This window comes from Chryseobacterium arachidis, assembly GCF_900129245.1.
Taxonomy (GTDB): domain Bacteria; phylum Bacteroidota; class Bacteroidia; order Flavobacteriales; family Weeksellaceae; genus Chryseobacterium; species Chryseobacterium arachidis.
Genome location: NZ_FQUT01000006.1, coordinates 203,264 through 218,071, shown reverse-complemented (window position 1 = coordinate 218,071; position 14,808 = coordinate 203,264). Strand labels below are relative to the sequence as shown.

Genomic DNA, 14,808 nt, shown 5'->3' with positions numbered 1-14,808 from the left:
GTTACAATTCCAGAATCAGACATTATTTGGCAAGATTTAAAAGAAAGACAAAGTGTTATTCTAAAAAACAATATATGTTAGAGAACTCATTAAAGTTATTATTTTTAAAACTTAATAACCAATTAGATATCTTAATTTAACAATGCCAAATATTTTTATACACTATCTAACGAAAAAACCTTCCGGTAGGAAGGTTTTTTCGTTAATATTATAGACTGTTAATATCTAATATTATATATAATGATTAAAAGTTCAATTATTTTAATAGGTGTTCAAAAGTATTGCCTTGCCTAATATCTCCGGAATTGTATCCGTTCATAAACCATTCTTTACGCTGTGCAGACGATCCGTGGGTAAAACTTTCCTGATTCACATATCCCTGAGATCTTCTTTGGATATTGTCATCTCCCACAGCTTCGGCAGCTTCTATCGCAGACTGAATATCACCAGGTTCTAAAATATGCTCTCTGCTGTCGGTTCTTTTTGCCCAAAGCCCCGCATAGAAATCGGCCTGAAGCTCTGTGGCTACAGAAACTCTGTTCAACTGCTCTTCAGAATAATTACCACTGGTTCTTGCCCGGTTGGTTTCATCTAAAACACCTAAAAGATTCTGTACATGATGTCCCATTTCATGCGCCATGACATAAGCAATGGTAAACTCGGTAACCTTCGCCCCGAATTTAGACTGAAGCTCATTGAAAAAACTCATATCCATATAAACGGTCTGATCGGCAGGACAGTAAAAAGGTCCCATTGCAGCCTGTGCGGTTCCGCATCCTGAATGTGTTGTGCTTTCAAATAAAACCACTTTTGCAGGTTGGTACTGGATGTTGTTTTCTGCAAAAACTTTAGCCCATGTTTCTTCGTTTTCCGCGGTAATCATCTTGATGAATTCGCGAACTTTGAGCTCATCAGGGGTTAAATCCCGTTGTTCTGTCCTTGCCGAATTGCTACCTCCCATGCTCCCAGAAGAAAGAACGGAAGAAGGATCTCCGCCAAGAAAAAATATAATTGCTGCGATAATCAAAGTTCCGAGACCTCCGCCGACGATAGCCCCGCTACCGCCTGAACCTCGCCTATCGTCTACGTTATCGCTTCTGTCGTCTGTCCATTTCATAGTTCGTATTTATTTGTATGTAAATTTAAAATTATTATCATTATTAACACTTTTTATTTATAAAAATATAATGAAAGAAATTTACTAAAGGTATGCCAAATAAAAAAGGAGCTTTAAAGCCCCTCTGTATATTCAATTGTTATATTAATTTTATGAATGTCCGAAACCGATATTTCCTTTTTTACCGGAAAGATTCTTTTTAAAATCGATCATTCTTAATGCTGTAACTGCCGCTTCGACCCCTTTATTTCCTAAGTCGCCACCGCTTCTTGCAATAGACTGTTCTTTGGTATCGTCTGTTAAAACACAGAAAATGGTAGGAGTGTCTGTAAGAACATTACAGTCTTTAATTCCCTGAGCCACTGCCGAACAAACGTAGTCAAAATGAGGAGTTTCTCCGCGGATTACACATCCGATAGAAATTACAGCATCATACTTGCGTTCTTTGCAAAGCTGCATGCTCGCATAGTTCAGTTCAAAAGCACCCGGAACCGGAAAAAGAGTAATATTTTTAGATTTTACTCCTTCTTTTTGAAGAATTTCCAGAGCCGCATCACGAAGATTGTAGGTTACAAAATCATTCCACTCAGAAAAAACAATGCCGATAGAAAACTCATCGGCATTGGTTATATTAAGTGGCTTGTAATCGGAAAGATTAACTGTTGCCATTGTTTAGTAATATTTAGTCATTTCAATATAAGAATCAGACATTCCGTTGTCGTAGTCCTGATATTTTTCGTCAATTGTAGCAAAATACTTTTTAGCCTCTGCATTTTTCTTTAATCCTAATGCAACAATACCAGCTTTTCTCGTGAAATAGTATGCCGTGTACGGATCATCAGAAGCAGTGGTTGCTTTGTCTAATAACTGCAAAGCTTCATCGTTTTTGTTAAGACCCGATTTAGCATCAGCCATAGCACCAAACTTCATTGCCATCATCGTCTTGTTGTCAGATGAAAAACTGTCCAGAAGATCATAAGCTTCCTGGAATTTTCCTTCTTTAAACTTTAATAAACCAGCATTGTAAGCAGAAAGTTTACCGATCTCAGTTCCGGAATACTCGTTATAAGTTCCTAAAAAACCAGGATTTGCAGCAGATTTTCCTCCCAATGCTTCTTTTTCTTTACCATCAGCAAGATTTTTCTGAGCTGCCAGAAAACTTTTTACAGCCTCAGCATTTTTAGGAGCTACAACAAATTGCTTGTAACCGAAGAACCCAAGAACACCCAAAACAAGAACTCCAAAAACAATACCTAATGGTTTTGAATATCTTTCGATGAATCTTTCTGTGTTTAAAGCCTCTCTGTCAAGATCTTTAAAAAACTCAACTGTTTCTTTACCTTCTTGCTCGTTTGTAAGTTTTGCCATAAATTATTAAAAATTGAATTGCAAATTTAATTGTTTCTGAATGATTTACAAAATACTTTGTGCGTATTATTGATTTTATTTGAATAATTCAAGAGAATTGGCAACTGTGAATGTGTGAATTGTGAATTCTAAATTATAAAAAATGCTCTATGAAATTGATTCATAAAGCATTTTAGATGGTATTCTGAAAAGTTTAATATTCTAAAATATGATAAACTTCTGCATTGAATTTGTCTAATTTTTCTTTTCCGTTCAGGTCTTTTAAGCCAATCAGAAAACTGAATTGTGCAACGGTTGCCCCCTGCTTTTCAACTAATTTTGCAGCGGCTTCCGTTGTTCCTCCTGTGGCTAAAAGATCATCATGAATTAAAATTCTTTCTCCTGGTTTTATTTGCCCTTCACGGGTCTCAATGATGGCACTTCCGTATTCCAGATCATATTTTTCTGAAATTACCGGAGGTGGAAGTTTTCCTGCTTTTCTTATTAAAATAAACGGAACTTCCAAAGCAACGGCAATGGCAATACCAAAAAGATAACCACGGCTTTCAATTCCGCAGACTGCATCTACTTTTCCTTTGCTGAAATTTACCAAATCAGCAATTACCTCTTCATATAATCCGGGATTTAAGAAAATAGGAGAGATGTCTTTAAACTGAATCCCGGGAATCGGGAAATCAGGAATATTTTCAATCGTTTCTTCTAATTTCTTAATTAATTTTTGTGCAGCCATTCTTATGGATTGATTTTATAGCTGGAAATTTTCCAGTCTCCATTTACGTTCTTAAGTCCGAAGGTTGCTTTAAGAGAAGTTGTTTTTCCACTTTTATCAGTTACGTCGTATGTTGCATTTACAGTTGCTGCGTTGGTAGTTGAAGCATTGGTCGTAATATTTTTTACGCTTACATTCTTAACTGAACCAAAACCGGATGTCGGGTTAGAGAAAGATTCATAGCTTCCCCAACTTGGGTTGCTCGCCGAATTATATGCCGCTTTTAAGTTTTGAGAACTTACATTATTCAAAAATCCAGATACAATATTTTTAGGATCTGCTGTCGGTTGTTTAGGGGCAGCCGGAGTAGTCGCCGGAGCCGTAGTAGGAGCATTAGGATCTGTAGTACCAGGAGGCACGGTGGCATTCGGGTTGTTCGGATCAATAACTGCCGGATCCTGAATAACTGCTGTAGAATCTACTTTTGGAGGTGCCGGAACATTCAGCAAAGAGCTGTTTACATCTAAACCTATCTTTGTCATTTTAAATGTTTTCGCTGTCGTTTTTACCGAAACCGTAATATCTATTTTGTTATCAACCACTTTAGCCGCAGGAAGTGAAGAGAATTTTAAATTAAACCCTTTGAAATTATTATCCTGCATTAAGTTTTTCGCTGTCGAAAGTTTTACTCCGTTACTGAATACCTCAAGAGTCGCTTCCAAGCCAGCTCCGGTGAAGGCAACAGGGTTCCCTGCGTTATCAACTAATCTTGGAATGATCTGAATAGCTGTTGGTGCTCCCGCTCCGTCATCGCCAGTTGGTCTTGTGGTAATGCTTAATGAATTTGCTCTAACGTCATTTGCATCTCTCTCTTTTGCAGTTTCGTCCCCGAAGATATTCATTTCACCTAATGATGGTGGTGCTGTACTAGCCCATTCGATACCGTTTTTCTGTGCTACCTGGTCTGCCAGTGTCATAATTTCCGGAACTTTTTTCCCGTTGATTAATTGTCCAAGGGCTTTCAATTCGGCAACATCACCATCGGCTTCTACACCAAAGGTTTTTAGAATATAAAGGGCCTCATTAAACTTGATTTGTTTAATAGTAGGAAGACTAGCCGCCATATCGTTGATACTCGACTGCAAAGTTTTAGTATTCGTAGCATCTACATGATCTTTCTTGCATGCTGTGAAAAGCAACAAGCTGAAAATTAGTAGAAAAGAAAACTTTTTCATTTTTTTTCTGTTTACCACAAAAATAATAAAACCTTTATTAATAGAGCAGGTTATTTTTTATTTTGTTGCTCTTTTAGACGGTTCTGAAAAAATGTACTGAAAACGGTCTGCATATTCGGAAAAGATGAATCTTGCCAATAATTTGTACTGTAGTTGCTGTTGTCTGTGTCGAATTTTACTTTTTCCAGATCTTTTTCGTTTTTGAAAGACAATTCTGTAGGGTAAAAATTGTTGTAATTTATTAATTGGTTGTATTCCGGTTCGCTTTTATGTTTTACTTTTAAATATGCAACTTCATTAAATTCTAAAAAATCACGCAATGTTTTCTTAGAATCTTTATCATAAGAAATATTGATTGTACTTTTTAAATCGAAAAATCTATAACCAAGAAAAGCAAATTCCTTTTTTTGTAATGCTTCTCCAGAGATTTCCATCATGTCTTTTTTATCACTTTTTAATTCTTTGATTCTCGTGTTTTTCTTTTGTTTGTAGTCAAGAATAGTTCCTGCATCTTTGATGTCGGGAAGCTGCAAAGAAGAATCGTAACTTAGCGTAAATGTTCTTTTCCTGTCATTTTGTGGTTCTTCAATTTTGAAAATTCTGTATTGTTCTACATTGGTACTTTTCAGTTTTTTTGTACTGTTGTCAAAAATATAGGTGACGATTCCGTCGGCATAGCAGTTTACGGTATTGTTTACGGTAAGATAAGAATTGAAGTTTCCTTTTACGAAAATGTATTTCGCAGGTTTTGTATTTTTAATAACAACCGTTTCAATATCTCTTACATTATCAATTATTTTAATAACGTCTTGATTTAAATCTGAATAAGAAAGAGTCGCTACAGGATAATTATTATATACTACCTGAAATTTTTCCTGATCGGGTTTTAACGCTTGTTTCTCAATTTTACCATCGATGTCGGAGTATGCCAGAATACTGCCGTCTTTTCCGAAGACAGAAACTTTGGGAAGAGGTTTGTTTGTTTTTTCCGAAAGAAAGGTGATGGTCTGTGCATTCACAAAACCAAGTATTGAGAGAAACAGAAATAAAAGGAATTGACTTTTCATAAAAGTTTATTTTGGGTTACAATTTAAATAACAATCAGATTTAATGATAAGACAAGTGAAACTGTAAAAGGTTACCAAAAAATTATTATCGTTCTCGTCATCACATAAAAAAAGACTGATTATTTTACTAATCAGTCTTTTACATATTTATTTTGTTACAAGTCCTTAAAAAGGATATTCATAAATTTCAGATTCGTGAAGGAATGGGTTACCTGTAGGAATAAGTTTAAGTTTAGATAATGCTGTAAGCACTGTAAACATAAATAATCCAACTACGAATAGAAGTGCTCCTAAGATCAGGATGAATACTTCAGGAGTTTTCCAGTATGGTCCTACTGTTCCCGGCATTACCATGTTGAAGTAATCTAAGATGTGCCCACAGATAACGACTACTGCCATGGTTGTAACCACTTTGTAGTTTCTCTTGATGCTGCTGCTTACTAAGATCAATAAAGGTAATAGGAAGTTGATGATTAGCATCGGTAAGAATGTAGGAGAGTAGTGTTGGAATCTTCCGAAGAAGTAGTTAACCTCTTCCGGAACGTTTGCGTACCAATACAACATAAACTGAGCAAACCATGTATACGTCCAAAGCATACTTGTAGCGAAAAGGAATACTCCTAAATCGTGTAAGTGATTGTCATTGAACTGAGGTAAGAATCCGTTTTTCTTTAAATAAACACTTAAAAGGATGATTACCCCGATACCACTTGAAAGGCAGCTAACCATTGAATACCAGATATACATTGTAGAATACCAGTGAGGGTCAATAGACATCAACCAGTCCCAAGCCCAAGCTGCAGAAGCAAACCCGAAGAATGCGATATATCCTACTGCCCATCTGTAAAGCATCTGATACTCAACTTTAGATTTAGTTTCGTCTACTTTTTTAGACTGAGCTTTCAATTTCCAAGCGAAGAAAGAAGCACCTAATACATAGATTAATGTTCTTACTGCATAGAAAGGGATATTTAAGAAGATTCTTTTTTCAAATAAGATCACGTCAAAATGAGCAGACTCAGGGTCTGTCAATTCAGGGTCCATCCAGTGGAATAAGTGACCGTTGTGAGTAATGTTCAGGATCATTAATATAATCAAGATTGCTCCTCCGTAAGGAATATAAGAAGCAATAGCTTCCATTACTCTTGTAATAATAATTGGCCATCCTGCATGTGCAGCGTGCTGAATAGAATAGAAAAATAATACGCAGCAGCTCACTCCAAAGAAAAATACAGCTACAAAATGTATTGCCGCTAAAGGCTGGTTGTGAACCTGCAGGGTAGCGTGCTCCAGATGAGAAGCGTGATCCTGAGGACCTACCATTTCACTTGAGTGGGTAGGAGCAGTATGACCAGCTGCATGAACAGCTTCCATCATGTGCTCTATTTTCTCGGCAGAAATTCCTTTGTTCAAAAAGAAACCAATACCGAATAAAACTAAACCTACAACAAGAAGGATTATAGAAGTTGATTTTAATTTTGGTGAAAAACTATACATTTCTTTTCTTATTTTTTAGTTTCGGTAGTAGTTTCAGGTTTAGCCTCTGCTGTCGTCGCTGTAGCTGCTGCCGGTGCTGCTGCTCCTTTTTTGAAAGCACTCATCACATACATTGCGACTCTCCATCTGTCTCCAGGGTTTAGTTGCCCTGCATAAGATCCCATTGCATTTCTACCGTTTGTTAATACATAATGAACAGATCCCACAGTAATTTCTCTGTCAGCATAGTTCGGTACACCCGAGAATGCTCCTGATTGTACGATTGGTCCTTGTCCATCTCCTCCTGTTCCGTGACAAGCAGCACAAGTTTTGTCGAATAACAGTTTCCCTCTTTCAATATCCTTAGCAGCATTTGCCGGATTTAATGGAGAAGCAGTCATTTTTTTCGAAGCATCATAACCTGCGTTATACTCATCAACGTTTTTTGGAAGTAAACCTTCTTCAAAAATACCGTCTTTATTTTGAGCTACTGATCCTTCTACCGGAGAAAGTCCTGTTGCAAAACTATTTTTAACAAATGCCGGAATTTCATTTTCATGATCTGAATATGCATCCTGAGCTTTCATCAACGGGTCGTAAGCCACAGGGAAGTACATATCCGGGAAGTATACTAAAGGTACATTTTCTTTCGGTCCGCAAGAATTAAGTAACACTGTTGTTAAACCTAAAACTGCTGTAATTCTTAATAGATTCTTTTTCATTTTAAGCGTCTTTAACAGTTATTTCTTCAACTCCAGTTTCAATCAGCAACTGTTTTACAGATTCTACATCTTCAGTTACGAATTCCATAAGGAACTTGTCATCCGTTGTTCTTGGATCCGGGTTTTGTGCAGGAGCTCCAGGATACATTTTATTTCTTACCAAGAAAGTTAATGACATCATGTGAGCGGCACAGAATACCATAAGCTCGAACATTGGCACTACGAATGCAGGCATGTTGTGAGCCCAGTCGAAAGCAGGTTTACCACCGATGTTTTGAGGCCAGTCGTGGTTCATCACATACCAAGTAAGTGTAGCACCGATTGTAACCCCATAACAAGCATAGATGAAAGCAGCATCAGAAATTCTTGTTTTCTTTAAACCTAAAGCTTTGTCTAGTCCGTGAACCGGAAACGGAGTATAAACTTCGTTGATTGCGATTCCTTTATCGTTGAATGCTTTAACGCCGTTCATTAAATCGTCGTCGTCAGCATAAAGTCCGTATACAATTTTAGTGGTGCTCATCTCCTTCTTTTGCTTTATAAGTTTCACCTGAGATTTTCAAAATCGATTTTAATTCAGCCTGTGCAATTACAGGGAATGTTCTTGCATATAATAAGAATAATACAGAGAAGAACCCGATTGTTCCTAAGTATACACCCACATCAATGATCGTTGGTTTAAACATTGTCCAAGATCCTGGTAAGTAGTCTCTAGAAAGGTTGATAACGATGATATCAAAACGCTCAAACCACATACCGATGTTGATGATCAATGCAACGATGAATGTCCAGATAATGTTCGTTCTTAGTCTTTTGAACCAGAAAGAAGCAGGAACAACAAGGTTACAGATAATTAGTGACCAGAAAGCCCACCAGTAAGGTCCAACAGCAGCACCCGGAGAAAGATATGTGAAATCTTCGAATCTAGACCCAGAGTACCATCCGATGAAATATTCAGTTGCGTAAGCTACAGTTACCATACCACCAGTCAAGATGATTACGATGTTCATAATTTCGATATGATACATTGTAATGTAATCTTCAAGGTGACAAACTTTTCTTGCAACTAACAATAGCGTCTGTACCATCGCGAATCCTGAGAAGATCGCACCGGCAACGAAGTAAGGAGGGTAGATTGTAGAGTGCCATCCTTTAATTACCGAAGTTGCGAAGTCAAAAGATACGGTAGTGTGTACTGAGAATACAAGCGGCGTTGCCAAACCTGCAAGAACCAAAGAAAGCTCTTCGAATCTTTGCCAGTGTTTTGCTTTACCACCCCAACCGAATGCAAGGAATGTATAAATTTTCTTAGTCCAAGGAGTTTTCGCTCTGTCTCTGATCATTGCAAAGTCAGGGATCAATCCCATAAACCAAAATACTGTAGATACTGAGAAATACGTAGAGATCGCAAATACGTCCCAAAGTAGAGGAGAGTTGAAGTTCCCCCAAAGAGAACCGAACTGGTTTGGTAAAGGGAATACCCAATATCCTACCCAAACTCTACCCATGTGGATTACAGGGAAGATTGCTGCCTGTACAACCGCAAAGATCGTCATCGCCTCTGCAGATCTGTTTACAGACATTCTCCATCTCTGTCTAAATAATAATAATACTGCGGAGATAAGTGTTCCGGCGTGACCGATACCTACCCACCATACGAAGTTGGTAATATCCCAACCCCAGTTAATAGTTCTGTTAAGTCCCCATGCTCCAATACCTGTTCCGATAGTATAAGCGATACAACCGAACCCATATAGGAATAGAACTAAGGCAGCATATAATGAGATCCACCATAATTTACCTGCTCTTTCTTCGATAGGTCGTGCAATATCTTCTGTGATATCGTGATAAGTTTTGTGACCAATAATTAGAGGTTCCCTTATCGGAGCTTCGTAATGTCCTGACATTTTTTACCTATTTATTATTTAAACTTTATTTTTCTACTCTGTTTCTTACTTTAGTGTGATAGAACACGTTTGGTTTTGTTCCGATCTCCTCTAGTAAATAATATCTTCTGTTTCCGGCATATTGCTTTCTAACTTCAGATTCTTTGTCATTCATGTCTCCAAACTTGATAGAACCAGTAGAACAAGCTTTAGAACAAGCTGTCTGGAACTCTCCGTCTTTAACGATTCTATTCTCTTTTTTAGCTTCAAGAATAGTAGTCTGAGTCATTTGGATACACATTGAACATTTCTCCATAACCCCTCTTGTTCTTACCACTACGTCCGGGTTTAGAACCATTCTTCCAAGATCGTTATTCATATTGAAATCGAACTTGTCGTTCAGGTTATAAGTAAACCAGTTGAAACGTCTTACTTTATAAGGACAGTTGTTTGCACAATATCTTGTACCGATACATCTGTTGTAAGCCATGTGGTTCTGACCTTGCTTACCGTGTGAAGTTGCCGCTACCGGACATACAGTTTCACAAGGAGCGTGGTTACAGTGCTGACACATTACCGGCTGGAAGATTACATCCGGATTATCAGCAGGGTGGTTTAAGGCACCTCCTTCTTTGTTGAATGCTGTTCCGTATAATTCAGGAACTGCCATTCCTTCTTTTAATCCTTCATAAACTTCTACCTTCTGTCTTGAAGAATAGTAACGGTCGATTCTTAACCAATACATATCTCTCGACATTCTGATCTCGTCTTTACCTACAACAGGAACGTTGTTTTCTGCCTGACAAGCAATAATACATGCTCCACAACCAGTACAAGAGTTCAGGTCAATTGATAAGTTGAAGTGAGGTCCGTCCGTATCATCGAAAGCATCCCAAAGATCAATTTTTCTTGCAGGAAGAGCTCCACTGATTGTATGATATTCCAAAGGCTTATTCCATCCGTTGTGCTCATCATCAAATGCTACGTTTAAGAAATCAGCCAAAGGAACTTCCTTCGCAATTTCATAACGTCCCATTAATGTATTTTGAAGCTGGATACCTGCAAATTCGTGGTCTTCTCCTGTTTTTTCGATCTTAACATTAGAAACAACTAAGTTAGAACCGTCAAATAAAGGATAAGCATTTACACCAGTATCAGCTGTCGCTCCTGAGTTTTTCTTACCATATCCAAGCGCAAGACCTACAGATCCGTCAGCCTGTCCTGGTTGTACAAATACAGGAACATCTTTTATTGTAACTCCGTTTACAGTAAGGTTTACGATAGAACCGTCCAACTGCATTCTCGCGTTAAGATCGTTGTCAATACCCAATCTTTCTGCGTCTTTCGGAGACATTGTCAAATAGTTATCCCAAGACATTCTTGTAATCGGATCCGGTAATTCCTGCAACCAAGGGTTGTTTGCCTGAGTTCCGTCTCCCATTGCTGTCTTAGTGTATAATACCAATTCTAAATCTGAAGGTTTGAAACCACTTACTTCAGCAACAGCCTGAGCACCGTTTCCTCCTGCATAAGACAAAGTCGTAGCATTTGTAGAAGCGTTGATACCGTTATATAAAGCTTTGTTGAAAGAAGTTCCTCCTAAAATAGAAGAAGCATTGGCTTTTAAATAATCATAGTAATTATTAGCAGCATTATTTTTACCATTTTTCCAAACCAATAAAGATTCTTCAATCTGTCTTGATTTGTAGATCTTCTGGATCGTAGGCTGCATCAATGAATATACTCCTGTCTGAGGCTCAATATCACCCCAAGATTCCAACCAGTTGGCTACAGGAATTACAGCTTTCGCTGCTTTGTACATTTCATTTTTCTTATCAGCAACTGCGATTACGTAAGGAACTTTTGACAAAGATTTTTTGAAATCTTCACCTTTGTGGTAAGAGTAAATCGGGTCTACATTGTTCGCGATCAATACACCAACCTGTCCTCCGTTTACCCATCCAAGGAATTCCTCGAATCTTGCTTTATCGAAATCTTTCAGGAAGTTTGCTTTACCTGTGAAAGCTACTGATCCTAATTTTTGGTTAATTAAGTGAGCCAAAACTTGAGCACCTTTTGAACCATCAGCAAAAACAACTGCTTTGTTTCCTTTTGCCAATAATTCTTTAGCCAGCTCGGAAGCTGTTTTGTCTGAAGTGCCAGCTCCTAAGATTGCGTTATAAACTTCAACTAATGTTTTGTTTACAGCGCTTGGTTTTAATCTGATTCTTTCGTCAGCATTAGCTCCTGTTAAAGACATATTCGATTCAACCTGAACGTGTCTCAACATATTTTTTCCCGGAGTTCTTGCCACTGCGTAAGAAGATTCCAGACTTCCTGCGTTATAATCTCCTAAGAAATCAGCCTGGAAGGCAACTACCAGCTCAGTTCCCTTAAGATCGTAAACCGGTAATGCTCTTGTACCGAAAACTTCCTGAGCTGCGTCTAATGCAGCAGCATAAGGATAAGCATCATACGTTACTAATTCTGCTGTAGGATATGTCGCTTTAAAATCAGCAAATAATTTTTTGAAAGTAGGCGATGCAAAAGAATGGGATAATAATACGATTCTTTTACCTGCGCCTTTCGCTTCTTCCAATCCTTTAAGTACAAAACTGTCTACTTTATCGAAAGTTTCGTCTTTACCTTCAAATTTAGGCTGCTTTACTTTATCGTTATCATAAAGAGAAAGTACACTTGCCTGAGCTCTTGCGTTAGTTTTACCTAAATCGCCGGCTACTGGGTTTGGTTCAATTTTGATAGGTCTTCCTTCTCTTGTCTTTACTAAAACGCTTGCAAAATCGAAACCGTCGAAATAAGTTGAAGCGTAATAGTTCGGAATCCCCGGAATGATGTCATGCGGCTTTACCACATAAGGAATCGTTTTGATTACCGGAGCTTCACAGGCAGCCAATGTTACCGCTGCAGTAGAGAAACCTAATAGTTTTAAGAAATCTCTTCTTGAAGTTGCGGAACCGTTTTTTTCCGCATCTTCAAGGAAATCTTCTACCGGAATTTCTTCCTGGAACTCTTTCTGAGCCAGCTTATTGTTTAAAGCCGGATCTTTAAGTTCGTGAATACTTCTGAATTGTATTTTGTTTGAAGCCATTTGATACTTCTAATTTTTAGTTATTAATAATGACATTTACCACACTCAAGACCTCCAATTGCATCTACAGTAATCTTACCACCATCTTTAGGGTATTGTTTTTTCAACTTGTCGTGTAGATTCTTGAAGTATTCTTTATTATAACCGTTGTTCATGTCAACTTCTGTAGTTCTGTGACACTCGATACACCATCCCATTGTGAAGTCGTTTGCCATTTGTACAACATTCATTGTATCGATTTTTCCGTGACAAGCTTTACATACAACATCAATTTTGTTGTTAGGATTCTTCTTGTTGAAAGAATTGATGATCGCCTGCTCACCTGCTACTACGTGCTGAGAGTGGTTGAAGTATACGAAGTCCGGCATGTTGTGGATTCTTGTCCATTCAACCGGCTGAGTTTTTCCTGTGTACTGCTGTTTTTCAGGATCCCAACCTGTAGCAGCATAGATTTTCTGGATTTCTCCATCATAGAATGCCTTGTCTTTTCCTGGTTCCATGTAATCATTTGCACCGTATTCAGAAATTGTTCTGTGACAGTTCATACAAACGTTCATTGATGGAATCTCAGAAACTTTACCATATTTAGCACTAGAGTGACAAAGCTGGCAGTCAATCTTTTGTTCCCCAGCGTGGATTTTGTGAGAGAAGTAGATAGGCTGCTCCGGCTTGTATCCTTTGTAAACCCCGATCCACATGATCCAGTTCCAAATTCCGTACGTTGCCAAAAGTGCAAGGATTGCGATTAATCCTTTACCTACATAATGGTATTTTGCATAGATTTCGCTGAAAGATTTAACTCTTGTCTCGTTAAGCCCGGCTAAGTCTTCAGATTGTCCTAATTTTACTAATTGTCTTAGTTTAATTAAGATCCAAACCAATAAAGCTGCAATTGCTAAAAGTGAAATGATTACTACGCTTGTTGTAGTGTTGTTTGCCGGTGCTGCCTGTGCTGCGTCCGTTGCAGTAGCAGTTCCTTCTGCCTTTTTAGGCTCTTCAGGAGCCGGCGGATTAGTTGTATAAGCTAAGATGTCATCGATGTCCTTATCGGAAAGATTAGGAAAGAGCTGCATCTCAGTCTTATTGTATTTTTCAAAAATCTCATTGGCGTACTTGTCACCAGAGTCTCTGACCTCTTTGTTGTTTTTGATCCACTTGTGAAGCCATTCTGTATCTTTGCCACCCTCTGTCTTTACACGTTCTACAACACCCTTCAAAGGTGGTCCTACAACTTGTTTGTCTAGTGCGTGACATGCAGTACAATTCGCTTTGAAAAGTTTCTCACCATTCTTCGGATCGCCGTCTTGCCCGTAAATTGAAGCACTGGTTGATAGCAATAAACCTATTGCGATCAACGTTTGTCTATAATGCTTTCTCCAACTAATCATTTAAATTATCTTATGTTAGTAAAATATTGAACATTCAATCAATCCCGCAAAAATAATATTTTTAACAGGAATTTAACGGCTTATGGAAAGGTGAATATATCATTTCCTTTTAATTTGTAATTATTCTAAATAACTGTGTTTGGTGTAATTTTTTAATTTGTATAACTTTGCGGAAACAAGTTTAAATGAGAAATTTGATTAAAATATTTTCGATATTATCATTGTTAGCATTTTATAATATTGATGCACAGCAGGTTGTAAGAAAAGATACTCTGGCAGGTACAGAACTTACCATAACGATGGATCCTAAAGTGAATGCCGCCTTGGAAAGCGTTGAAGATAAGTGTTCAAAAACCACTTCAACAGTAATTTCCAGAGATAATGACGACGACGATTCTCCTTCGAGACCTATTAAAATTTATGTTCCTAACAGAGAACTGACGAACGCGGAAATCTGCAGAAAAAACCCTAGAATTTTGGGGTATAAAATACAGATCACTACAGTGAAAAGTAATGAAGAAGCCAATGAGGTAAAGGCTTATTTCAGAAAAAGGTTCCCGAATCTTAAGGTGGAAACGGATGCTTCATTAAGACCGAATTATAAGATTTTGGCGGGAAGTTATTTTACAAAGCAAAGTGCTTCTTCTGACCTTTCTAAAGTAAGAGAATATTTTAAATCGGCAGTTGCTGTACAATACAGGATATTCTGTGCAGAAGCAAAATAAAAATTT

13 protein-coding genes and 1 pseudogene are annotated in these 14,808 nt (G+C 37.8%); 2 read left to right on the top strand and 12 right to left on the bottom strand.

The genetic code is table 11. The annotated features are described in order from the left end of the window. Positions 1-140 (top strand): annotated as a pseudogene (locus BUA89_RS22760) (IS1 family transposase); the annotation flags it as partial. 116 nt (positions 141-256) lie between these two features. On the opposite strand, the gene ypfJ reads toward BUA89_RS22760, so the two are convergent. The 12 genes from ypfJ to BUA89_RS13105 all read right to left on the bottom strand — a co-directional run bounded on the left by ypfJ (position 257) and on the right by BUA89_RS13105 (position 14,077). Next, a complete protein-coding gene (ypfJ, locus tag BUA89_RS13160) occupies positions 257-1,117 on the bottom strand; it encodes a KPN_02809 family neutral zinc metallopeptidase (protein ID WP_072958587.1) in 861 nt (286 codons plus the stop codon). A gap of 150 nt (positions 1,118-1,267) precedes the next feature. Next, the gene (gene ribH / locus BUA89_RS13155) at positions 1,268-1,786 is read right to left on the bottom strand and encodes a 6,7-dimethyl-8-ribityllumazine synthase (protein WP_072958585.1); all 519 of its coding nucleotides are present in this window, start codon (positions 1,784-1,786) and stop codon (positions 1,268-1,270) included. Between the two features lie 3 nt (positions 1,787-1,789). After that, positions 1,790-2,485 (bottom strand): YfgM family protein, encoded by a 696-nt coding sequence (locus BUA89_RS13150; protein WP_072958582.1) that lies wholly within the window; start codon positions 2,483-2,485, stop codon positions 1,790-1,792. Between the two features lie 193 nt (positions 2,486-2,678). Continuing rightward, on the bottom strand, positions 2,679-3,215 hold the full coding sequence (locus BUA89_RS13145) for an adenine phosphoribosyltransferase (protein WP_072958579.1): 537 nt from the start codon (positions 3,213-3,215) through the stop codon (positions 2,679-2,681). A 2-nt stretch (positions 3,216-3,217) separates the two neighbouring features. Beyond that, a complete protein-coding gene (locus BUA89_RS13140) occupies positions 3,218-4,429 on the bottom strand; it encodes an NTF2-like N-terminal transpeptidase (RefSeq protein WP_072958577.1) in 1,212 nt (403 codons plus the stop codon). A gap of 50 nt (positions 4,430-4,479) precedes the next feature. After that, entirely contained in the window at positions 4,480-5,496 is a 1,017-nt protein-coding gene (locus BUA89_RS13135) for a hypothetical protein (RefSeq protein ID WP_072958574.1), read from the bottom strand. A 165-nt stretch (positions 5,497-5,661) separates the two neighbouring features. Then, positions 5,662-6,993: a quinol:cytochrome C oxidoreductase gene (locus tag BUA89_RS13130; RefSeq protein ID WP_072958572.1), complete on the bottom strand. Its 1,332-nt coding sequence runs from the start codon at positions 6,991-6,993 to the stop codon at positions 5,662-5,664. An 8-nt stretch (positions 6,994-7,001) separates the two neighbouring features. Further along, the gene (locus BUA89_RS13125; RefSeq protein ID WP_072958569.1) at positions 7,002-7,694 is read right to left on the bottom strand and encodes a c-type cytochrome; all 693 of its coding nucleotides are present in this window, start codon (positions 7,692-7,694) and stop codon (positions 7,002-7,004) included. 1 nt (position 7,695) lies between these two features. Next, a complete protein-coding gene (locus tag BUA89_RS13120) occupies positions 7,696-8,217 on the bottom strand; it encodes a DUF3341 domain-containing protein (RefSeq protein ID WP_072958566.1) in 522 nt (173 codons plus the stop codon). Beyond that, positions 8,204-9,601, bottom strand: a complete 1,398-nt coding sequence (nrfD, locus tag BUA89_RS13115) for an NrfD/PsrC family molybdoenzyme membrane anchor subunit (RefSeq protein WP_072958562.1) — start codon at positions 9,599-9,601, stop codon at positions 8,204-8,206. The genes BUA89_RS13120 and nrfD overlap by 14 nt, the downstream gene beginning before the upstream one ends. Before the next feature lie 25 nt (positions 9,602-9,626). After that, a complete protein-coding gene (locus tag BUA89_RS13110; RefSeq protein ID WP_072958559.1) occupies positions 9,627-12,689 on the bottom strand; it encodes a TAT-variant-translocated molybdopterin oxidoreductase in 3,063 nt (1,020 codons plus the stop codon). 23 nt (positions 12,690-12,712) lie between these two features. After that, positions 12,713-14,077 carry a c-type cytochrome gene (locus BUA89_RS13105; protein ID WP_072958556.1) on the bottom strand — a complete coding sequence of 455 codons (1,365 nt, stop codon included), beginning with the start codon at positions 14,075-14,077 and terminating at the stop codon, positions 12,713-12,715. 185 nt (positions 14,078-14,262) lie between these two features. On the opposite strand from BUA89_RS13105, the gene BUA89_RS13100 reads away from it, so the two are divergent. Further along, complete coding sequence (locus BUA89_RS13100; RefSeq protein WP_072958553.1) at positions 14,263-14,802, top strand: sporulation protein; 540 nt, start codon at positions 14,263-14,265, stop codon at positions 14,800-14,802. The last annotated feature ends 6 nt before the right edge of the window (positions 14,803-14,808 follow it).

Bases quoted from the DNA above. Each gene is read 5' to 3' on its own strand.
- BUA89_RS13130 (WP_072958572.1), bottom strand. From the start codon at position 6,993: ATGTATAGTTTTTCACCAAAATTAAAATCAACTTCTATAATCCTTCTT.
- BUA89_RS13120 (WP_072958566.1), bottom strand. From the start codon at position 8,217: ATGAGCACCACTAAAATTGTATACGGACTTTATGCTGACGACGACGAT.
- BUA89_RS13140 (WP_072958577.1), bottom strand. From the start codon at position 4,429: ATGAAAAAGTTTTCTTTTCTACTAATTTTCAGCTTGTTGCTTTTCACA.
- BUA89_RS13150 (WP_072958582.1), bottom strand. From the start codon at position 2,485: ATGGCAAAACTTACAAACGAGCAAGAAGGTAAAGAAACAGTTGAGTTT.
- nrfD (WP_072958562.1), bottom strand. From the start codon at position 9,601: ATGTCAGGACATTACGAAGCTCCGATAAGGGAACCTCTAATTATTGGT.
- BUA89_RS13100 (WP_072958553.1), top strand. From the start codon at position 14,263: ATGAGAAATTTGATTAAAATATTTTCGATATTATCATTGTTAGCATTT.
- BUA89_RS13145 (WP_072958579.1), bottom strand. From the start codon at position 3,215: ATGGCTGCACAAAAATTAATTAAGAAATTAGAAGAAACGATTGAAAAT.
- BUA89_RS13110 (WP_072958559.1), bottom strand. From the start codon at position 12,689: ATGGCTTCAAACAAAATACAATTCAGAAGTATTCACGAACTTAAAGAT.
- BUA89_RS13125 (WP_072958569.1), bottom strand. From the start codon at position 7,694: ATGAAAAAGAATCTATTAAGAATTACAGCAGTTTTAGGTTTAACAACA.
- BUA89_RS13105 (WP_072958556.1), bottom strand. From the start codon at position 14,077: ATGATTAGTTGGAGAAAGCATTATAGACAAACGTTGATCGCAATAGGT.
- ypfJ (WP_072958587.1), bottom strand. From the start codon at position 1,117: ATGAAATGGACAGACGACAGAAGCGATAACGTAGACGATAGGCGAGGT.
- ribH (WP_072958585.1), bottom strand. From the start codon at position 1,786: ATGGCAACAGTTAATCTTTCCGATTACAAGCCACTTAATATAACCAAT.
- BUA89_RS13135 (WP_072958574.1), bottom strand. From the start codon at position 5,496: ATGAAAAGTCAATTCCTTTTATTTCTGTTTCTCTCAATACTTGGTTTT.